This window comes from Streptomyces flaveolus (assembly GCF_014648815.1).
Lineage (GTDB): Bacteria > Actinomycetota > Actinomycetes > Streptomycetales > Streptomycetaceae > Streptomyces > Streptomyces flaveolus.
In genome coordinates this window covers 61734-79902 of sequence record NZ_BMRV01000018.1, presented here as the reverse complement: position 1 = coordinate 79902, position 18169 = coordinate 61734, and the positions used below count along the sequence as shown (strand labels likewise).

The following is an 18169-nucleotide window of genomic DNA, read 5'->3' as shown; positions in this document are numbered from 1 at the left end:
TTCGGGCTGCTGATGCGGACAGTCGGAGTACAGGCACTCCGGAAGGAGGGTGATGCCAGATGATCACCCGTGAAGAGATCGCCAACGTCCTGGACCATCCGGTCTACGACGGGGACGGCAACAAGATCGGCGACGCCAAGCACGTCTTCTTCGACGACATGACGGGGCGCCCCGAGTGGGTGAGCGTCAAGACCGGCATGTTCGGTTCCAACGAGTCGTTCGTGCCGATCCGCGACGCCTCGCTGGTGCAGGATCACCTCGAGGTCCCGTACCGCAAGGACAAGGTCAAGGACGCACCCAATGTGGACGTCGACGCGGGCGGCCATCTGTCGGAGGCCGAGGAGCACCGGCTCTACGACTACTACGGCATCAACTGGGACAGCGTGCTGTCCGAGGCCGAGCGCACCGACGACGGCCGCTGGGCCGCCGGCCCCGGCGAGGCGGGCGCGGCCGGTATGGCGGGCACCGCCGGCATGGCGGGCACGGCAGGCACCACCGGACGCGAGGACGCGTCGGGCCGGCGGGGCATGCGCGGCGACGACGCCATGACCCGCTCGGAGGAGCGGATGCACGTCGGCGTCGAGCAGCACGAGGTCGGCCGGGCCAGGCTGCGCAAGTACGTGGTCACCGAGGAGGTCGAGCAGACCGTTCCGGTGCGCCACGAGGAGGTGCGCGTGGAGCGCGAGCCGATCACGGACGCCAACCGTGACGAGGCGCTCTCCGGTCCCGAACTCGGCGAGGCCGAGCACGAGGTCACCCTGCACGAGGAACGCGCCGTCGTGGAGACCGAGACGGTGCCGGTCGAACGCGTCCGGCTGACCACGGAGGAGCACATAGAGAACGAGACCGTGCGCGGTCAGATCCGCAAGGAGCGCATCGAGGCCGAGACGGAAGGCATGACCGAGGACGACATCCGGCGGGGCCGCGAGTAGCGGTCCGTCACCGTCCGGCAGGCGCGCGCCGGTGAAGCGGCTTCACCGGCGCGTCCCGCCGTGCACGACGGCGGCCAGGTACGGCGCGGTGGCGCTGCCCTCCGTCCGTGCCACCTCGGCCGGAGGACCCGCCGCGACGATCCGCCCGCCCGCGTCGCCGCCGCCCGGCCCCAGGTCGATGACCCAGTCGGCGCCCGCCACCACGGTCATGTCGTGCTCCACCACGATCACCGTGTGCCCGGCGTCGACGAGGCCGTGCAACTGCCGCATCAGCACCTCGACATCGGCGGGGTGCAGACCGGTCGTCGGCTCGTCCAGGAGGTACAGGGTGTGGCCGCGCCGGCCCCGCTGCAGCTCGCTCGCCAGCTTGATGCGCTGGGCCTCCCCGCCGGACAGCTCCGTCGCGGGCTGGCCGAGCCGCAGATAGCCCAGACCGACGTCGAGCAGCGCCGCCAGGCTGCGCGCGACCGCGGGCGTGTCCGCGAAGAACTCCGCCGCGCCCTCCACGGTCAGGTCCAGCACCTCGGCGATGTTCCGCCCCCGGTAGGCCACTTCGAGCGTCTCGGGGTTGTAGCGCGCCCCGCCGCAGTCCGGGCACGGCGCGTAGGTGCTCGGCAGGAACAGCAGCTCGACGCTGACGAACCCCTCGCCCTGGCAGGTCTCGCAGCGCCCTCCGGCCACGTTGAACGAGAAGCGGCCGACGCCGTAGCCCCGCTCGCGTGCCGCGTCGGTGGCCGCGAAGACCTTCCGTACGACGTCGAACAGGCCCGTGTACGTCGCCAGGTTGGACCGCGGGGTGCGGCCGATGGGCTTCTGGTCCACGGAGACCAGCCGCTCCACGCCCGGCGATTCCTGGGTGATCGCGCCGATGAGCGTCGACTTCCCGGACCCGGACACGCCGGTCACCGCCGTGAGGACGCCCAGCGGGAAATCGGCGCTCACCCCGTGCAGGTTGTGCCGGGTGACCGGGCCGACGGTCAGGGTGCCGCGCGGCGTGCGCACCTCGCGGGCCGGCGCGGGAGAGCGGTCGAAGAGGTGACGCGCCGTCGCCGACTCCCCGACCTCGGCCAGCCCGGCCACCGGGCCGCTGTACAGCACCCGCCCGCCGTGCTCGCCCGCCCGCGGACCGACGTCCACGATCCAGTCGGCGCCGCGCATCACCCCGAGGTGGTGCTCCACCACGAACACCGAGTTCCCCGCCGACTTCAGCCGCTCCAGCACCGCCAACAGGGCCTCGGTGTCCGCCGGGTGCAGCCCCGCGGACGGCTCGTCGAGGACGTACACGACGCCGAACAGCCCGGAGCGCAGCTGCGTGGCCAGCCGTAGCCGTTGCAGCTCGCCCGCCGAGAGCGTGGGCGCGGGGCGGTCGAGGCTCAGATAGCCGAGGCCCAGCTCGACGACGGGCGTGATGCGGGAGGTCAGGTCGGCGGTGAGCACCCGGGCCGTCTCGTCGCCCGTCGGCAGCAGCCCGGCGAGCTCCGTGAGCGGAAGAGCGGCCAGCTCGGCGATGCTCCGGCCGCCGACGGTCACCGCGAGGGCCTCGGGCCGCAGCCGCCCGCCGCCGCAGACCGGGCAGGGCGCGCTGGTGAGGAACCGCTCGGCCTTCGCCCGCAGCGTCGCGCTCTTCGAGTCCGAGAACGTCTTCATCACATACCGGTGTGCGCTCATGTACGTGCCCTGGTACGGCCGCTGGATACGGCCGGCCTCCCGCACGGGGTGCACGGTGACCACCGGCTGTTCGTCCGTGAACAGGATCCACTCCCGCTGCTCGGCGGGCAGCTCGCGCCACGGCCGGTCCACGTCGTACCCGAGCGCGTCGAGGACGTCCCGCAGGTTCTTGCCCTGCCAGGCGCCGGGCCACGCGGCGATCGCACCGTCCCGGATCGACAGCGACGGGTCGGGGACGAGCAGGTCCTCGGTCGTACGGTGCACCCGGCCGAGCCCGTGGCACTCGGGGCACGCCCCGGCCGCCGTGTTGGGCGAGAAGGCGTCGGAGTCGAGCCGCGCGGCGCCCGGCGGGTAGTCGCCGGCGCGCGAGAACAGCATCCGCAGGGAGTTGGACAGGTTGGTCACGGTGCCGACCGACGAACGGGACGTCGGCGCCGCCCGGCGCTGCTGGAGCGACACGGCGGGCGGCAGCCCGGTGATCTCGCCGACCTTCGGCGCGCCGACCTGCTGGATCAGCCGGCGGGCGTAGGGCGCGACCGACTCGAAGTAGCGCCGCTGCGCCTCCGCGTAGACGGTGCCGAAGGCGAGCGACGACTTGCCGGAGCCGGACACGCCGGTGAACACGGCCACCACGTCCCGCGGGACGTCGACGTCCACGCCCTTGAGGTTGTGCTCACGCGCGCCGCGGACGCGGACGTACGGGTCGTGGGGGCTGTGCATCGGGGGGAACTCCGTACGCTCTTCGGGTCACGGCCGGCGGGACAAACCCCGCGATTCTACGCTGGGGCGGTCCCCGTCCCCGCGCCGGTGACGCGGGCGAGCCGCCGGTAGGAGTCCAGCAGGGCCTCGCGGTCGTACGTGCTGGTGGTGACGAGCACCTCCTGGGCGCCGGTCTCCTTCAGGAGCGTCTCCAGTTCGCCGGCGACCTGCTCCTCGGTGCCCGCGATGTGGCCGCTCAGGCCGGACTCGTACAGATCGCGCTCCTTGGCGGTCATCGAGCGGGCCTCGACGTCCTCCGCCGGCGGCAGCGGCGGGAAGGCGCCGCGGGTGCGCGCGTGGGCCATGGACCAGGCCTCCGGCAGCAGGAGGCGCCGGGCGGCCTGCGGGGTGGCGGCCACGGCGACGGTGCCCGAGACGACGACGTACGGCTCCCGGCTCCACGCGGAGGGGCGGAAGGCGGCGCGGTAGCGGTCGATGCCGCGCAGCATCCGGTCGCGGTCGCGCAGGTCGCCGATGACCATCGGCAGGCCCGCGCGGGCGGCGACGGCCGCGCCCTCGCCCATGGCCAGCACGAACGGCGGCACGGTCAGCCCTTCGGCGGGGCGGGCGTGCACACCCGTGGGGGAGGTGCCCCGGAACCAGCCGAGCAGCTCGGCCAGTTGCGCGTCGAAGTCCTCGGCGTCGTCCTTGTCCCGGCCCAGCGCCTTGCGCACGCCGTCGGTGAAGCCCACCGACCGGCCGAGACCCATGTCGATCCGGCCCGGGAAGAGCGACTCCAGCACGCCGAACTGCTCGGCGACGACCAGGGGCCGGTGGTTGGGCAGCATCACGCCGCCGGTGCCGACCCGGATGCGGTGCGTGGCGCCGGCGACGGCGGCGGCCAGCACGGTCGGCGCGGAGCCGGCCACCCCGGGCACGCCGTGGTGCTCCGCCACCCAGAACCGGTGGTAGCCGAGCCGCTCCGCCTCCCGGGCCAGGGCCACGGTGTCGCGCAGCGCCTCGGCGCCGGTGCGGCCCTCGCGGATGCGGGAGCGGTCGAGGACGGAGAAGCGGGTCGTCGCGATCACTGAGCTCACACGGGGTTCAACGCGTGCGCGCCGCGAGGATTCCCGGGACGACTCCCGGGACGGGGCGGCCGGCCGGCCCCGGTCAGCCCTGGGGGCGCAGCAGTCCGCGCTCGTAGGCCCGCACCAGGTGCTGCGGGACGAGGTGGCGGACGCCGTTGACGGTGACGGGCACGAGGACCGGCGCGGCTGCCTTCCACCGGGCGCGGCGGTGGCGGGTGTTGCTGCGGGACATCTTCCGCTTCGGAACGGCCATGGGACTTCCCTTCGGTCGGTGACCGTCGGGACGCTACCTGAAAATGAATCCCATTAACAAACAAGGGGTTGCCGGTCGCCGTGGCCCTCGCCCTAGGGTGGGGGGCGTGACCGACAGCAGCAGGCCTCCGCTGGCCGTGTTCGACCTGGACAACACCCTCGCCGGCACCGCACACCGGCAGTGCTTCCTGGAGCGCCGGCCGCGCGACTGGGACGCCTTCTTCGCCGCCGCGCCCCAGGATCCGCCGCTGCCGGAGGGCATCGCGCTGGTGCACGCGAGCGCAGGGGAGTGCGAGATCGTCTACCTGACCGGCCGGCCCGAGCGCTGCCGGCGTGACACGCTCGACTGGCTCGCCGCGCAGGGGCTCCCCGAGGGGCGGGTGTACATGCGGGGCAACACCGACCGCCGGCCCGCCCGGCGCACCAAGCTGGAGATCCTGGGCCGGCTCGCCCGCGCCCGCGAGATCCGCGTCCTGGTGGACGACGACGAGTTGGTGTGCGCCGACGCCGAACGGGCCGGATTCACCGTCGTCCGCGCGGACTGGGCCGCCGGATCGGCCGAGCTGAAGGACGCCCAGGAGCGGCAGGGGCGTACCTGACCGCCCGGGCGGCCCCCGTTCCTCCGCAGGTCCCGGTCCGCCCCCGGCGGGGCGTCAGTCCGAGCCCTCCAGGCGGAAACCGAGCTTCAGGCCCACCTGCCAGTGGGCGACCTCGCCCTCCTCGATCTGGCCGCGCACCTGGGTGACCTCGAACCAGTCCAGGTTGCGCAGGGTCTGCGAGGCGCGGGTGATGCCGTTGCGGATGGCCTGGTCGACGCCGTCGGGCGAGGTGCCGACGATCTCGGTGACCCGGTAGGTGTGGTTCGACATGCGGGTGCTCCCTCCTGCGGGGCGGGCGGCGGTGTCGCGTGTGGCACGCGTCACTCCACCGTGCCCCACGCGGCGGCGGAGCGCGAGGCGTCGGTGTCCCCGTCGGCCGTCCTCGCCGGCCTCCCGGCTGGGTCTCCCCCTTGACCTACGCATTGGTCCATACCAAAATCCCAGACACCCGTACGAGCCTCATGCTCGTCCCCCCACGTCGGGTCTCCCTTCGCGTGCGCGGGACCCACCGGTCCGTCACCGACACTGTTCGACCAGAAGGACCCCTCGTGAGACGTCGCCTCCTCGCCCTTGTCTGCGTGTCCGCCTCCCTGCTCAGCGGCTGCGGTCTGATCTCCTCGGACGGCGGGAGCGGGCGGCGCGCCGTCACCCTGTGGCTGATGAAGGGCAGCGCCTCGGAGGACTTCCTGAAGCGCTTCACCGAGGACTTCGAACGCGAGCACCCCGACCTGGACCTTGACGTCCGCATCCAGGAGTGGACCGGCATCGGCGAGAAGGTGCAGACCGCGCTGAAGTCCGACGGCGGTGACGGGCAGCCGGACGTCATCGAGGTCGGCAACACCCAGGTCCCGCAGTACGCCGAGGGCGGCCGGCTGGAGGACCTGACCCTCGAGTCGATGCGCGACTGGGGGATCCGCGACTGGCTGCCCGGCCTGGCCGAACCGGGGGAGTACCTGTCCCAGCAGTTCGGCATCCCCTGGTACGCCGCCAACCGCGTCGTCATCTACCGCAAGGACCTGTTCGAGCAGGCCGGCATCACCGGGCCGCCGCGGACCCGCGAGGAGTGGCTCGCCGCCACCGAGAAACTCGACCGGGGCGACGACCAGGGCATCTACCTGGCCGGGCAGGACTGGTACACGCTGTCCGGCTTCATCTGGGACGAGGGCGGCGACCTCGCCAAGGAGAACGGCGGCGTCTGGACGGGAGCGCTGGACAGTCCGGCCGCCCTGCGCGGCATGGACTTCTACCGTGAACTGCAGGCCCTGGGCAAGGGACCCGTCGACGCCGACGAGGAGCACCCGCCGCAGGCCGGGGTGTTCGCGAAGGGCCGGGTCGCGCAGATCATCGCCGTGCCGGGGCTCGCCCAGTCCATCCTGCGCGAGAACCCCGGGCTCAAGGGCAAGCTGGGCTTCTTCCCCGTGCCCGGCAAGAGTGCGGGCAAGCCCGGGGCCGTCTTCACCGGCGGTTCCGACCTCGTCGTCCCCGAGAACACCGACGACCGGGACGGTGCCGTCGCCGTGCTCGAGGCCCTCACCGGGGCCAAGTGGAACACCGACCTGGCCCGCACCATGAACTACGTCCCCAACAAGAAGTCCCTTGCCGCGGACGTCGCGGGCGAGGAAGGCGTCGAGGCGATGGCCGCCGGCGCCGCGCAGGGCCGGGCGACCCCCAGCACGCCCCTGTGGGGTGCCGTCGAGGCGGACAACCCGATCAAGGAGTACATGACCAAGGTCCTCACGGGCGCCGAGGCGCGGCCGGAGGCCGAGCGGGCCTCCGACCGCATCGCCGAACTCCTGGACCCCGACGCCGGCTGACCGGGCGCGGGTCCCGTCTCGGCGCGCCGGCTCAGCGCACCCGGCTCAGCGACAGCGCGAAGCGTTCCTCGCCGTCGGTCCACCAGTGGGCGAGGTCCAGGCCTGCCGCGGACAACTCCTCTCGCACGCCCTCCCGGCGGAACTTCGCGGACACCTCGGTGCGCAGTTCCTCCCCGGCGGCGAAGTCCACGGCCAGGTCGAGCGCCTGGACCTTCACCGTCTGCGCCGTGCGCGAGCGCAGCCGCATCTCGATCCACTCCCGCTGCGGGTCCCACACCGCGACGTGGTCGAAGGCGGCGGGCACGAAGTCGGCGCCCAGTTCGCGGTTGATCACGGCCAGGACGTTCTTGTCGAACGCGGCCGTCACTCCGGCCGCGTCGTCGTACGCCCGCACCAGTACCCGCTCGTCCTTGACCAGGTCCGTGCCCAGCAGCAGCCCGTCGCCGGGGGCGAGCAGGGCACGGACGGACGCCAGGAACGCGGCCCGTTCGGCGGGCAGCAGATTGCCGATCGTGCCGCCGAGGAACGCCACCAGCCGGGGACCCGGCGTGTCCGGGAGCGTGAGCCCGGCGGTGAAGTCGGCGATCAGCGCGTGCACCCGCAGCCCCGGCCGCTCGGCGACGATCGCCTGCCCCGCCCGGGTGAGGGCGCTCTCGCTGACGTCGACCGGCACGTACGCGTCCAGCCCGGTCAGCGCGTCGAGCAGATGCCGTGTCTTCTCCGAGGAACCCGAGCCCAGCTCCACCAGCGTGCGGGCGCCCGTCGCGGCGGCGATCTCCCCGGCCCGGTCGACGAGGATCTCCCGCTCCGCCCGGGTGGGGTAGTACTCGGGCAGCCCGGTGATCTCCTCGAACAGCTCGCTGCCCCGCGCGTCGTAGAACCACTTGGGCGGCAGCGACTTGGGCGTACTCGACAGGCCCGCCAGGACGTCGGCGCGCAGGGCGGCGTCCGTGGCGTCCTCGGGCAGCGTGCGGGTGAGGCGGAACGGGCTCACGTGCGGGGCTCCTTCACAGATACGGAAGCGGTCGTGGCCGCGGGCACCAGGGCGTTCTCGCGCGGGTCCTCGAGCGGAGTCAGCAGCACGTCCGTGCCGCTCGCCGCGAGCAGGGTGCGGTCGGGGACCTCCTGCCAGTGCGGGTCGTCGTCGTACGGCTCGGAGGCGACGACCGTGCCGCCGCCGGGCCTGGCCAGGTACCAGAGGGTGTCGCCCCAGGCGGTGGCCGCGATGGTCTCGCCGTCCGTGAGCAGCAGGTTGAGCCGGGAGGCGGGGGCGGCCGCGGCGACCTCCAGCACCGTGTCGGCCAGCGCCCGCGCGTCGGCGCGCGGCCGCGGCTCACCCGCGCCCACGGCGCGCAGCCGGTGCAGGACCAGGGCCCACACGAGCGCCGAGTCGTTGCGGGCCTCCAGCGACAGCAACTCCCCGGCCGGCAGGGTCCCGGCCACCCGCTCCAGCGAGCCGGGCCAGCCCGCCACGGCGCCGTTGTGGCTGAACAGCCAGGGCCCCGCGGCGAACGGCGCCGCCGCGGCCTCCGCGTCGGCACCCGCCAGCGTCGCGTCCCGCACGGCGGCCAGCAGCGCGCCGGTGCGCACCACCCGGGCCAGGTCGGCGAAGGACTGGTCGGCCCAGATCGGCCCGGCCCGGCGGTAGCGCGCCGGCAGCGGGTCGCCCTCGGCGTACCAGCCGACGCCGAACCCGTCGGCGTTGACCGTGCCGTACCGCTGGCGCCGGGGCGCCCAGGACTGGCGGTACAGGGCGTGCGCCGGTTCCACCAGGAGCCGGCCCAGCGGCTCCGCGGGGCCCACATAGGCCAGGTGACGGCACATCAGGAGCCCTCCGCGGAACGGGCGGTGCGGAACCCGGAGAAGATCTGCCGCCGGATCGGATAGTCCCAGTTGCGGAACGTGCCCCGGCAGGCCACCGCGTCCACGGCGAACGAACCGCCGCGCAGCACCTTGTAGTCCGGCCCGAAGAACACCTCCGAGTACTCCCGGTACGGGAACGCCCGGAAACCGGGGTACGGGGCGAAGTCGCTCGACGTCCACTCCCAGACATCGCCGATCAACTGCCGTACACCGAGCGGGGACTCACCGGCCGGATAGCTGCCCGCGGGCGCCGGGCGCAGATGCCGCTGCCCGAGGTTGGCGTGCTCCGGGCCCGGGTCGGCGTCGCCCCACGGATAGCGCATGGAGCGGTCGCCGGCCGGATCGTGCCGGGCGGCCTTCTCCCACTCGGCCTCGGTGGGCAGCCGCCGCCCGGCCCAGCGGGCCCACGCGTCGGCCTCGTACCAGCACACGTGCACCACCGGCTCGTCGGGCGGCACCACCTCGGTGACGCCGAAGCGGCGCCGCAGCCACTGCCCGCCGTCCCGGCGCCAGAACAGCGGGGCCGTGACCGAGTGGCGGCGGATGTGCTCCCAGCCCTCCGGGGCCCACCAGCGGGGGTCGTCGTAGCCTCCGTCCTCGATGAACGCCTGGTACGCGGCGTTCGTCACCGGCGTGGTGTCGAGGAAGAACGGGGCCACCTCACGCCGGTGCGCGGGCCGTTCGTTGTCCAGGGCCCACGGCTCGGCCGAGGTGCCCATCGTGAACGGGCCGCCGGGCACCAGGACCTCCGCCGGGCCGGTGAACAGCGGGACGGGGTCCGGGTCCGGGGCCGTCAGGGCCTGCGGCCCCTTGCGGAGCTGGTGGGTGATCAGCATGGTCTCGTCGTGCTGCTGCTCGTGCTGGGCGATCATCCCGAAGGCGAAGCCCGCCTCCGTCAGCCGCGTCCCGTGGAACGCGGCGCCCTCCAGCACGTCCAGGGCCCGGCCGCGCACGTCCGCCGCGTACCGGCGGGCCTCGTCCGGCGGCAGCAGCGGCAGCGAGGGGCGTGCGGCGCGCGGATGCTCGAAGGCGTCGTACAGGCTGTCGATCTCGGGCCGTATCGCCTCGTGCCCGCCCACGGCACGCAGCAGCCACTGCTCCTCCTGGTTGCCGATGTGCGCGAGGTCCCACACCAGCGGGGACATCAGCGGCGACACCTGGGCGGTCAGGTCGGGCCCCTCCACGCAGCTGGTCAGCAGCGTGGTGCGCTCACGCGCCGTGACGAGCGTGGACAGGGCCCGTTCGCGGAGCGTCTCGGGGTCCACACGGGGGTCGGCTGCCGGTTCGGCGGTGGGGCCCGTGGCCGGGCCGCCGGCGGTGTCCGTGACGGAGTCGGTCATGGGCGGGTCTCCCTCCCGTGCGGGCCGGGGCCCGCGCCGTCGTGCGTGTCCAGCAGGTCGTCGGCGGGGCAGCGGCCCCGGGCGACGTAGCGGTCCCGGTAGGCCGCGACCGCGTCCGTCACCCCGGTGGTGGCACCGAGCCGGGGCAGCGCGTCGAGCGCCGCCGCGAAGCAGACGCCGGCCGCTTCACGCAGCTCCGGATCGGTCAGGGCGTCGCGGGCGGCGTCCCGGTAGAGCGGGTTGTGCGGGGCGGGCCGGCCGAGGGTGCGCTCCGCGAGGGGCTTCACGGCCCGGTAGGCGGTCTCGGAGGCCTCCTGGTCGTCGAACAGCGCCGCCGTGACGGCGAGCGGCACGATCCAGCCGTCGTCCCCGGGCTGCGCGTCGATCATGCGCAGCTCCAGATGCCCGCGCGGTCTGACCGGCGGGAACAGCGTGGTGAGGTGGTAGTCGAGGTCCTCCCTGGTCGGCGGTCTCGGCGACCGGGACCTGGTCCACTCCCGGAAGGTCATGCCGTCCGGCACGTCCCAGGGGCCGCGGTCCCGGCGTACGCACATCACCGGGGCGTCCAGCACATGGCGGGCCCAGGCGCGGCGCGGGTCGGCGTCCAGCGGCGGTCCGCCCGCCCGGCCGGTGCCGATCTGGGCCCACCGCAGCTGCCGCGTGGACCGCCAGCCGGTGGGGCGGCCGCCGGACAGCGGGGAATTGGCGAACGCGGCCACCAGGACCGCGCCCAGCTGGTGGGCGAGCCACCAGCGGCGTACGTGACCGAGCTGACCGGGCTCCTCGTGCCCGGCGTCCAGGCACACCTGCACGGAGGCGGTGGTGCACATCATGAAGCGGCCCGCGGGACCGGTGCGGTCGAGGCAGGCCTCCATGGCGTCGTACCGCGCCTGGCGCAGGTACCGGCGGGGTGAGCGCCAGGGCTCGTGGCCGAGGCCGACGAGGGCGAGACCGTCCTCCCGCAGGACCGCCCGGACGGCGTCCAGGTCGGCCCGGACGGCGTCGACGCACCCCATCAGGGAGGCGGCGGGCAGGGAGCTCAGTTCCAGCTGGCCGCCCGGCTCGACGGTCAGCGCCGAGTTCAGTGGCACGGTTCGCAGTGCGGTGTACACCGCTTCGAGTCTTTCGTCTGTCACGGGGAGCCACGGCGCGCCCAGCTCGTGGACCAGCCACTCCACCTCGACGCCGAGGCGCGCGGGCGGACCGGTCTTGAAGCAGATGCCGTGGACCAGCGCCTCGACCTCGGCTTCCGTGACGGTGGTGCGTGGCCGCGTACAGCCACCTACCGCTTCGGACATGTCGGGATCCTCCTGAGATTCCACCATGTCGCCGACCCTGTTCGTGGTGGGCCGGGTCGGCACACTCGTCCCACCCAAGACCCTCACGCCGCTCCGCACAAGGGTGCATATCGGGACGTTCCAGTTCGGCAATCTCCACGACCCGACCGTTTCCGAGGACTTCCCCCGTCGTTTCCCGGGCCGGGAAATGCCGTTGCGCCGCACCACCAGCATCACCCAGGATTCCCGCATGAGCACGACGGGGGAGGCCGCGCGGCGCGCGGTCATGGCGTCCACGGGGGTGGCGCCATGAGCGCGCGCCTGCGTGGCATCGCGCAGCAGACCGAGCAGATCGTCATGGCGGGGGCCTATCGCACGCCGGGCGGGCGCGAGGTGCGGATCGCGGCGGCGGTCGAGGCGGCCCGCGAGGGCACCCGGATCCACGGTCCGGAGCCGGTCGGGGTGCCACCGTCCGCCCCGGTGGCCACGGTCCTCGAGGTCACGGGCGAGAGCAGCCTGGAGGCCGCCCGCCGGCTCGGCGGCGAGGTGGCGGTACTGAACTTCGCCTCCGCCCGCAACCCAGGCGGCGGCTACCTCAACGGTGCCCAGGCCCAGGAGGAGGCCCTGTGCCGGGCTTCCGCCCTGTACACGTGTCTGCTGCGGGCCCGCGCGTTCTACGACCACCACCGGGCCCACCGCGACCCGTTCTACACGGACCGCGTCATCCACTCGCCCGCCGTGCCCGTCTTCCGCGACGACCGCGGACGGCTGCTGGAGGCGCCGTACACGGCCGGATTCCTCACCGCCGCCGCACCGAACGCGGGCGTCGTGCTGCGCACCGCACCGGAGCGCACCGGCGAGCTGGGCACGGCGCTGGCCGTGCGTGCCGAACGGGTGCTGGAGACGGCCGCGGCCCACGGCTACCGGCGGCTGGTGCTCGGCGCCTGGGGCTGCGGCGTGTTCCGCAACGACCCGGCCCAGGTCGCGGGCGCCTTCCGGACGCTGCTCGGACCCGGCGGACGGTTCGCCTCGGCGTTCGAACGGGTGACGTTCGGCATCCTGGACCGCACACCCGGCGGCACGGTCCGCGCCGCGTTCGCGCGGACCTTCCCGGAGGCCGCCGCCGACGGGCGTCAGCTCCAGCCGTAGCGCTCCCGCAGCCGCTGCCGCACGAGGTCGAACCGCATCCGGTCCAGCGCGGCCGCCTCGCGGCGCATACCGGCCTCGTGCAGCCGCAGCACCCGGTCCACGTCCACCCAGGAGTCCCGCCCCGACCGGTCCCACGGCCCGCTGCCGATCGGCACCCACTCCCGGTCCCCGTCGTGCCGCTTGCTGGAAAGCTGCACGGCCAGGAGCGTGCCCGCCGCCTCCCGGGCGACGACGAGCACGGGACGGTCCTTGCCGCGCCCGTCGTTCTCCTCGTACGGCACCCACGTCCAGACGATCTCGCCCGGATCCGGGTCCCCGTCGTGCGCGGGTGCGTACTCGGTACGCACCCGGCCCACCTCCCGCGGGTCCGCCTCGGTGGTCGCAAAGGGGCCGTGCCGGCCGGGCACGTACGCGTCGCTGTCATCGGTCATGCGGGTGAAGGCGTTCACGGCCGTACCGTACGCGACGCGTCCCGCAGTTCCCGGACAGCAGCTCCCCGACCCGGTCGGCGCGGCCCCCGGCCGGATGGCAGGCTGATCTTCGGCCACCCTCCGTACGAGCACGAGAACAGGAAGCCGACGTCATGACCGACAAGCTCACCGTGAGCGTCCTGGGAACCGGCATCATGGGCGCCGCGATGGCCCGCAACCTCGCCCGCGCCGGACTCACCGTCCACGCCTGGAACCGCAGCCGGGACAAGGCCGAGCCGCTGGCCGCCGACGGCGTGCACATCGCCGACGGCCCCGAGGAGGCGGTGCGGGACGCCGACGTCGTCCTCACCGTGCTGTACGACGGCCCGGCCGCCCTGGACGTCATGCGCCGCGCCGCCCCCGGCCTGCGCGCCGGCGCCGCGTGGGTGCAGTCGACCACCGCCGGTCTCGACGCGGTCGCGGACCTCGCCGCCTTCGCCCGCGAACACGGCCTGGTCTTCTTCGACGCCCCGGTGCTCGGCACCCGGCAGCCCGCCGAGACCGGCCAGTTGCTCGTCCTGGCCGCCGGCCCGGCCGACGCGCGCGACACGGTGACGCCCGTCTTCGACGCGGTGGGCTCCCGTACGGTGTGGACCGGCGAGGACGGTGCCGTCGGCAGCGCGACCCGCCTCAAGCTCGTGGCCAACAGCTGGGTCCTCGCCACCACCAACGCGGTCGGCGAGGTCCTGGCCCTGGCACAGGCGCTCGGCGTGGACCCCGACGGCTTCTTCGACGCCATCGCCGGTGGACCCCTCGACATGGGCTATCTGCGCGCAAAGGCCGGCCTGATCCGCGACGGTGCCCTCACCCCGCCCCAGTTCGCCGTCACCACCGCCGCGAAGGACGCCCGCCTGATCGTCGAGGCGGGCGAGCGCAACGGCGTACGCCTGGACGTCGCCGCCGCGAGCGCGGAGCGCCTGGAGCGTGCCGCGGCCCAGGGACACGGCGACGAGGACATGGCGGCGGCCTACTTCGCCAGCTTCGTCGAGAAGCCGTCCGACTGAGCGCGTCCGGGGTACCGGACGAGCGCAAGAAACGGAAATGCCGAGCAGCCTCGAAACGATCAAGACACGAAGGAGTTCCGATGTCCAAGCCCCCGCTGCCGCCCGAGGCCGTCGACCTGCTGCGCCGCCCCAACCCGTGCGTGATGGCCACGCTCCGCTCGGACGGCGCCCCCGTCTCCACCCCCACCTGGTACGTGTGGGAGGACGACGGCCGCGTCCTGATCAGCCTCGACGAGGGCCGCGTACGCCTCAAGCACCTGCGTCGCGACCCGCGCGTGACCCTCACCGTGCTGGACGGCGACGACTGGTACACGCACGTCACCCTCATCGGCCGCGTCACCGAGACCCGTGACGACGAGGGCCTGGCCGACATCGACCGGATCTCCACGCACTACACGGGCAAGGCGTACCCGGACCGGGTCCGCGCCCGGGTCAGCGCGTGGATCGAGGTCGAGCGCTGGCACGGCTGGGGCTCGATGAAGGACAGCGACCAGGCGTCGACCTGAGCGCCGGCCCGGCCGGTTCCGCGCCGGCCGGGCTCAGCTCGCGAAGACCGCCTGTGCCGCCTGTGCCGTCCGCGCCGGAGGGGCCGGGGCCGGCCCGTCGGAGGGGTGCCGCCACAGGCCCCGCGCGGCCAGCCGCGGCAGGACGCCCTCGCCGAACCAGTACGCCTCCTCCAGATGCGGGTAGCCGGAGAGCACGAACTCCTCGATGCCCAGGGACGCGTACTCCTCGATCCGCCCGGCGACCTCCTCGTGGCTGCCGACCAGGGCGGTGCCCGCGCCGCCGCGCACCAGGCCGATGCCGGCCCACAGGTTGGGGTGGATCTCCAGGCCGTCGCGGGCGCCGCCGTGCAGGGCGAGCATGCGCCGCTGCCCCTCCGACTCGCTGCGGGCCAGGCCGTCCTGCACGGCCCTCACCGTGGCCGGGTCGAAGCCGGACAGCAGCCGTTCCGCCTCGGCCCAGGCCTGCGCCGAGGTGTCGCGGCTGATGACGTGCAGCCGGATGCCGAAGCGAAGGGTGCGGCCCTGCCGCGCGGCGAGCTCCCGGACCCGGGCGATCTTCTCGGCGACCTGCGCGGGCGGCTCGCCCCAGGTGAGGTAGACGTCGACGTGCCGCGCGGCGACCTCGATCGCGGCGGGCGACGAGCCGCCGAAGTAGACCTCGGGCACCGGGTCGGGCACGCGGGCCAGCTTCGCGTCCTCCACCCGGAGGTGCTCGCCGAGCAGATCGACGCTCCCGCCGTCCCACAACTGCCGGACCACGCTCAGGAATTCGCCGGTACGGCGGTAGCGGGCGTCCTTGTCGAGGAAGTCGCCGAAGGCCCGCTGCTCCCGGCTCTCCCCGCCGGTGACCACGTTCAGCAGCAGCCGCCCGCCGGTCTGCCGCTGGAAGGTGGAGGCCATCTGCGCGGCGAGCGTCGGCGACAGGAGCCCGGGCCGGAAGGCCACCAGGAACTTCAGCCGCTCGGTGTGCTGGCTGACCATCGCGGTGGTCAGCCAGGCGTCCTCGCACCAGGCACCGGTGGGAGTGAGCGCGCCGGCGAAACCGAGGGTCTCGGCGGCGCGGGCGATCTGGCTCAGGTAGGCCACCGTCGGCGGCCGGTCCCGGCCGGACGTGGTGGCCGGGGTGCCGTGGCCTCCGCCGACGACGTCGCGACTGTCGCCGTTGGTGGGCAGGAACCAGTGGAAGGTCAGGGACATGCCGTCTCCGATCAGGGGGGAGGTCGTCGGGGCGCCGGGGTCAGCTGGCCGCGGCGAGCAGCGGGGCGTGCCCGAGCGCGGCCGAGAACTGGTCGACCACCTGGGTGAGCGCCTCGGCGGCGGCCGGGGCGACCGACAGGGTCCCGTCGTCGTGGCGGGTGATGTCCCGGTCGAGGGTGAACCAGCCCTGGACGATGTGCCGCGCGCCCATCGAGGTGAGGACCGGACGCAGCGCGTAGTCGATGGCCAGCACATGGGCGACGCTGCCACCCGTCGCGAGCGGCAGCACGGTCTTGCCGGTGAGCGCGTACTGCGGGAGCAGATCCAGCAGCGCCTTCAGCACACCGGAGTACGCGGCCTTGTAGACCGGGGTGCCGACGACCACGCCGTCCGCGGCGGCGAACAGTTCGGTGGCCTCGACGATGGCCGGGTGCGCGAAGTCGGCGCCCAGCAGCGCCTCGGCGGGGATGGTGCGGACGTCGAGCGGGATCACCCGGTGGCCCTGCGCGACCAGCCGCTCGTCGAGGTGGCGCAGCAGACGGTTGGTACGGGAGGAGGCGGAAGGGCTGCCGGAGACGGACAGGACGGTGGCCATGGGGGACCTCTTTCGAGAAACGCCCGGACGCCCGCGCGTGCCGGAGCACGCGGGGGTGCGGGAAGGGGACAGGAGGGCCGGCGGGCGCGGACCCGAGCGGGGGAGCCGGCTCGTCGCAAACGCGCCGTGCGTGTGCGCGGGTGAGGGGACGGCTCGCGCGGGAGGGCGGCGGTGGCCGAGGGGTTTCGCGCCGCTGCGGGAAAGAGCGGGCCTGCCGGCTGGAGCGTCAGACCGGGCGGCGACAGCAGGCGCTGGAGACACGCGCGAGGTCGACGTGGCGTCGCCGCGTGAGATCCGGTCGCGTCTGCTTCATGACGGCGATCGTCGCAGTCGGCCCGCGCGGCCGTCAAGGAACAGCCGGCCGTTCCCGGCTCCCGCCCGTGGGATTTCACACGGGTGTGACAACGGCGCCGACGCTGTGAAGACAGTCCCGCCCGGCACGCCATGTGGGCCCGCGCCCGGGGTACTTGAGCCTGCATGACGCTGCCCGAGCCGCTCAAGAACGCGTTGATCGTCGTGCTGACCTACGCCTGTGCCGCGCTGATCCTGCGGTACCGGCGCGACGGCATGGACTGGGGTCCGGCGCTGCTGATCGCCCTGATCGTGACGCCGCTGGCCCTGCTGCTGTCCGCGGGGCGGGAACGGCTGATGGGCACGGCCCGGCGGGCGGGCGAGCGGGCCCGGGAGCGCCGACGGGGACACGCCACCGAGTAGCGCGGCGTGGCGCCGGCGCCGACCATACGGATGGAGCCGCGCGGGGCAAGTCGGAGGAGGTTGGACGCGGTCTTTCGGGCCACATTCACTTCGACGGTTTTCGGCCCGTGAGGTCCGCACGGAGACGCCACTTCCGTGCCCCTGCTTCACACCCTGCCCGCTACCGACGCGGAACACCCCGCGCCAAGGGCGTGATCCGGCCTGACCGCCCGTCCCGGCCGCGCTCCGCGACGCCGTCGAGAACGGCGTATTGATGTCGCTGTCGGCCCGGCGCGGCCACCTTCCGTGCTTCTGCGGCGGGACCCCGGGGCAGACGGCTGGGGACATTGGGGGACGAGCCCGGTGGTCCGCGAGGACGGCCGGGAGACCTTGGGGGTCGTACATGGTCCGTGTTCTCGTGGTGCACGACGCGCTGCTGCTGCGTTCGGCGCTGGCACAACTGCTCCTGTCCGCCGACGGACTCGAGGTCTCGTCCATGTCCTCCCAGGGCGAGGACGCCGACGAGGACGACTTACCCGCGGACGTGTGTGTCGTGGACGGGGACTGTCTGGAGGGCACAGAACTCTGCCGCGCACCCTTCTGGGACCGGTGCGGGTCCCGGCTGGTCGTCCTCGCGGCTCCGGAACGGCCGGGTGTGCTGCGCAGGGCGTTCGACGCGGGAGCGCTCGGCTTCGTCGCCAAGGACGCCCCGTCCCACCGTCTGATCGACGCCGTGCACACCGTCGCCAAGGGGGAACGGTTCCTCGACGAGAGACTCACCGTCGCCCTCCTCGAGGCGTCCAGGACACCGCTGACGGCCCGTGAGCTGAACGTGGTGGCGCAGGCCGCGCAGGGCTCCTCCATCGCCGAGATCGCCGGCGCCCTCCACCTGTCGCGGGGGACGGTGCGCAACTACATGGCCAGTGCGATACGCAAGGTCGGCGCGCGCAACCGGGTGGACGCGATACGCATAGTCCAGAGCGCCGGCTGGGTGTGAGAAGGCGGGGCACGGGGCGCCCCGGG

Annotated in this window: 21 protein-coding genes; 9 read left to right on the top strand and 12 right to left on the bottom strand. The window is 73.8% G+C overall.

The window, feature by feature from the left end; genetic code table 11:
* Window positions 1-59: 59 nt before the first annotated feature.
* Window positions 60-932 (top strand): DUF2382 domain-containing protein, encoded by an 873-nt coding sequence (locus IEZ05_RS31500; protein ID WP_189233702.1) that lies wholly within the window; start codon window positions 60-62, stop codon window positions 930-932.
* A 42-nt stretch (window positions 933-974) separates the two neighbouring features.
* Here IEZ05_RS31500 and IEZ05_RS31495 read toward each other — a convergent pair whose 3' ends face one another.
* The 3 genes from IEZ05_RS31495 to rpmF form a co-directional block, all read right to left on the bottom strand.
* Window positions 975-3320, bottom strand: coding sequence for an ATP-binding cassette domain-containing protein (locus IEZ05_RS31495; RefSeq protein ID WP_189233701.1), 2346 nt, complete (start codon window positions 3318-3320; stop codon window positions 975-977).
* Between the two features lie 56 nt (window positions 3321-3376).
* Complete coding sequence (locus IEZ05_RS31490) at window positions 3377-4396, bottom strand: LLM class flavin-dependent oxidoreductase (protein WP_189233700.1); 1020 nt, start codon at window positions 4394-4396, stop codon at window positions 3377-3379.
* 73 nt (window positions 4397-4469) lie between these two features.
* Entirely contained in the window at window positions 4470-4640 is a 171-nt protein-coding gene (gene rpmF, locus IEZ05_RS31485) for a 50S ribosomal protein L32 (protein WP_189233699.1), read from the bottom strand.
* Window positions 4641-4746: 106 nt separating this feature from the next.
* Here rpmF and IEZ05_RS31480 point away from each other — a divergent pair, with 106 nt between their 5' ends.
* Entirely contained in the window at window positions 4747-5238 is a 492-nt protein-coding gene (locus IEZ05_RS31480) for a phosphatase domain-containing protein (protein ID WP_189233698.1), read from the top strand.
* A gap of 54 nt (window positions 5239-5292) precedes the next feature.
* On the opposite strand, the gene IEZ05_RS31475 is transcribed toward IEZ05_RS31480, so the two are convergent.
* Window positions 5293-5508 (bottom strand): dodecin, encoded by a 216-nt coding sequence (locus IEZ05_RS31475; RefSeq protein ID WP_189233697.1) that lies wholly within the window; start codon window positions 5506-5508, stop codon window positions 5293-5295.
* 278 nt (window positions 5509-5786) lie between these two features.
* Here IEZ05_RS31475 and IEZ05_RS31470 point away from each other — a divergent pair, with 278 nt between their 5' ends.
* Window positions 5787-7052, top strand: a complete 1266-nt coding sequence (locus IEZ05_RS31470; RefSeq protein ID WP_189233696.1) for an extracellular solute-binding protein — start codon at window positions 5787-5789, stop codon at window positions 7050-7052.
* A gap of 31 nt (window positions 7053-7083) precedes the next feature.
* Here IEZ05_RS31470 and egtD read toward each other — a convergent pair whose 3' ends face one another.
* Genes egtD through egtA form a run of 4 tightly spaced genes read right to left on the bottom strand, consistent with a single transcriptional unit; the run spans window position 7084 to window position 11553 of the window.
* A complete protein-coding gene (gene egtD, locus IEZ05_RS31465; RefSeq protein WP_189233695.1) occupies window positions 7084-8046 on the bottom strand; it encodes an L-histidine N(alpha)-methyltransferase in 963 nt (320 codons plus the stop codon).
* The gene (gene egtC, locus IEZ05_RS31460) at window positions 8043-8876 is read right to left on the bottom strand and encodes an ergothioneine biosynthesis protein EgtC (RefSeq protein ID WP_189233694.1); all 834 of its coding nucleotides are present in this window, start codon (window positions 8874-8876) and stop codon (window positions 8043-8045) included. The genes egtD and egtC overlap by 4 nt, the downstream gene beginning before the upstream one ends.
* Complete coding sequence (gene egtB, locus IEZ05_RS31455) at window positions 8876-10255, bottom strand: ergothioneine biosynthesis protein EgtB (protein ID WP_229869950.1); 1380 nt, start codon at window positions 10253-10255, stop codon at window positions 8876-8878. Before egtB ends, egtC begins: the two co-directional genes overlap by 1 nt.
* Complete coding sequence (gene egtA, locus IEZ05_RS31450; protein WP_189233693.1) at window positions 10252-11553, bottom strand: ergothioneine biosynthesis glutamate--cysteine ligase EgtA; 1302 nt, start codon at window positions 11551-11553, stop codon at window positions 10252-10254. The genes egtB and egtA overlap by 4 nt, the downstream gene beginning before the upstream one ends.
* Window positions 11554-11578: 25 nt before the next feature.
* On the opposite strand from egtA, the gene IEZ05_RS31445 reads away from it, so the two are divergent.
* Both IEZ05_RS31445 and IEZ05_RS31440 read left to right on the top strand, forming a co-directional pair.
* A complete protein-coding gene (locus tag IEZ05_RS31445; protein WP_189233692.1) occupies window positions 11579-11845 on the top strand; it encodes a hypothetical protein in 267 nt (88 codons plus the stop codon).
* Entirely contained in the window at window positions 11842-12681 is an 840-nt protein-coding gene (locus tag IEZ05_RS31440) for a TIGR02452 family protein (protein ID WP_189233691.1), read from the top strand. The genes IEZ05_RS31445 and IEZ05_RS31440 overlap by 4 nt, the downstream gene beginning before the upstream one ends.
* Here the strand turns inward: IEZ05_RS31440 and IEZ05_RS31435 are convergent.
* Window positions 12666-13112, bottom strand: coding sequence for a type II toxin-antitoxin system PemK/MazF family toxin (locus tag IEZ05_RS31435; RefSeq protein WP_189233757.1), 447 nt, complete (start codon window positions 13110-13112; stop codon window positions 12666-12668). The two genes, IEZ05_RS31440 and IEZ05_RS31435, sit on opposite strands and share 16 nt — an antisense overlap.
* A 152-nt stretch (window positions 13113-13264) precedes the next feature.
* On the opposite strand from IEZ05_RS31435, the gene IEZ05_RS31430 reads away from it, so the two are divergent.
* Both IEZ05_RS31430 and IEZ05_RS31425 read left to right on the top strand, forming a co-directional pair.
* Complete coding sequence (locus tag IEZ05_RS31430) at window positions 13265-14155, top strand: NAD(P)-dependent oxidoreductase (RefSeq protein ID WP_189233690.1); 891 nt, start codon at window positions 13265-13267, stop codon at window positions 14153-14155.
* A gap of 80 nt (window positions 14156-14235) precedes the next feature.
* Complete coding sequence (locus IEZ05_RS31425; protein ID WP_189233689.1) at window positions 14236-14661, top strand: PPOX class F420-dependent oxidoreductase; 426 nt, start codon at window positions 14236-14238, stop codon at window positions 14659-14661.
* Window positions 14662-14694: 33 nt separating this feature from the next.
* Here IEZ05_RS31425 and IEZ05_RS31420 read toward each other — a convergent pair whose 3' ends face one another.
* The 3 genes from IEZ05_RS31420 to IEZ05_RS37140 all read right to left on the bottom strand — a co-directional run bounded on the left by IEZ05_RS31420 (window position 14695) and on the right by IEZ05_RS37140 (window position 16766).
* A complete protein-coding gene (locus IEZ05_RS31420; RefSeq protein ID WP_189233688.1) occupies window positions 14695-15858 on the bottom strand; it encodes an LLM class flavin-dependent oxidoreductase in 1164 nt (387 codons plus the stop codon).
* Between the two features lie 40 nt (window positions 15859-15898).
* A complete protein-coding gene (gene ssuE / locus IEZ05_RS31415; RefSeq protein WP_189233687.1) occupies window positions 15899-16453 on the bottom strand; it encodes an NADPH-dependent FMN reductase in 555 nt (184 codons plus the stop codon).
* 226 nt (window positions 16454-16679) lie between these two features.
* Window positions 16680-16766, bottom strand: a complete 87-nt coding sequence (locus IEZ05_RS37140; protein ID WP_350721800.1) for a putative leader peptide — start codon at window positions 16764-16766, stop codon at window positions 16680-16682.
* A gap of 164 nt (window positions 16767-16930) precedes the next feature.
* Here IEZ05_RS37140 and IEZ05_RS31410 point away from each other — a divergent pair, with 164 nt between their 5' ends.
* Together IEZ05_RS31410 and IEZ05_RS31405 are read left to right on the top strand one after the other, a co-directional pair.
* Window positions 16931-17167 (top strand): hypothetical protein, encoded by a 237-nt coding sequence (locus tag IEZ05_RS31410; RefSeq protein WP_189233686.1) that lies wholly within the window; start codon window positions 16931-16933, stop codon window positions 17165-17167.
* 382 nt (window positions 17168-17549) lie between these two features.
* The gene (locus tag IEZ05_RS31405) at window positions 17550-18143 is read left to right on the top strand and encodes a response regulator transcription factor (protein ID WP_189233685.1); all 594 of its coding nucleotides are present in this window, start codon (window positions 17550-17552) and stop codon (window positions 18141-18143) included.
* Window positions 18144-18169 lie beyond the last annotated feature (26 nt).

Coding starts and splice junctions, on each gene's coding strand:
- IEZ05_RS31405 (WP_189233685.1), top strand. CDS start 17,550: ATGGTCCGTGTTCTCGTGGTGCACGACGCGCTGCTGCTGCGTTCGGCG.
- IEZ05_RS31435 (WP_189233757.1), bottom strand. CDS start 13,112: ATGACCGATGACAGCGACGCGTACGTGCCCGGCCGGCACGGCCCCTTT.
- rpmF (WP_189233699.1), bottom strand. CDS start 4,640: ATGGCCGTTCCGAAGCGGAAGATGTCCCGCAGCAACACCCGCCACCGC.
- IEZ05_RS31420 (WP_189233688.1), bottom strand. CDS start 15,858: ATGTCCCTGACCTTCCACTGGTTCCTGCCCACCAACGGCGACAGTCGC.
- IEZ05_RS31475 (WP_189233697.1), bottom strand. CDS start 5,508: ATGTCGAACCACACCTACCGGGTCACCGAGATCGTCGGCACCTCGCCC.
- egtA (WP_189233693.1), bottom strand. CDS start 11,553: ATGTCCGAAGCGGTAGGTGGCTGTACGCGGCCACGCACCACCGTCACG.
- IEZ05_RS31445 (WP_189233692.1), top strand. CDS start 11,579: ATGTCGCCGACCCTGTTCGTGGTGGGCCGGGTCGGCACACTCGTCCCA.
- ssuE (WP_189233687.1), bottom strand. CDS start 16,453: ATGGCCACCGTCCTGTCCGTCTCCGGCAGCCCTTCCGCCTCCTCCCGT.
- egtC (WP_189233694.1), bottom strand. CDS start 8,876: ATGTGCCGTCACCTGGCCTATGTGGGCCCCGCGGAGCCGCTGGGCCGG.
- egtB (WP_229869950.1), bottom strand. CDS start 10,255: ATGACCGACTCCGTCACGGACACCGCCGGCGGCCCGGCCACGGGCCCC.
- IEZ05_RS37140 (WP_350721800.1), bottom strand. CDS start 16,766: ATGAAGCAGACGCGACCGGATCTCACGCGGCGACGCCACGTCGACCTC.
- IEZ05_RS31440 (WP_189233691.1), top strand. CDS start 11,842: ATGAGCGCGCGCCTGCGTGGCATCGCGCAGCAGACCGAGCAGATCGTC.
- IEZ05_RS31410 (WP_189233686.1), top strand. CDS start 16,931: ATGACGCTGCCCGAGCCGCTCAAGAACGCGTTGATCGTCGTGCTGACC.
- IEZ05_RS31500 (WP_189233702.1), top strand. CDS start 60: ATGATCACCCGTGAAGAGATCGCCAACGTCCTGGACCATCCGGTCTAC.
- IEZ05_RS31430 (WP_189233690.1), top strand. CDS start 13,265: ATGACCGACAAGCTCACCGTGAGCGTCCTGGGAACCGGCATCATGGGC.
- IEZ05_RS31495 (WP_189233701.1), bottom strand. CDS start 3,320: ATGCACAGCCCCCACGACCCGTACGTCCGCGTCCGCGGCGCGCGTGAG.
- IEZ05_RS31425 (WP_189233689.1), top strand. CDS start 14,236: ATGTCCAAGCCCCCGCTGCCGCCCGAGGCCGTCGACCTGCTGCGCCGC.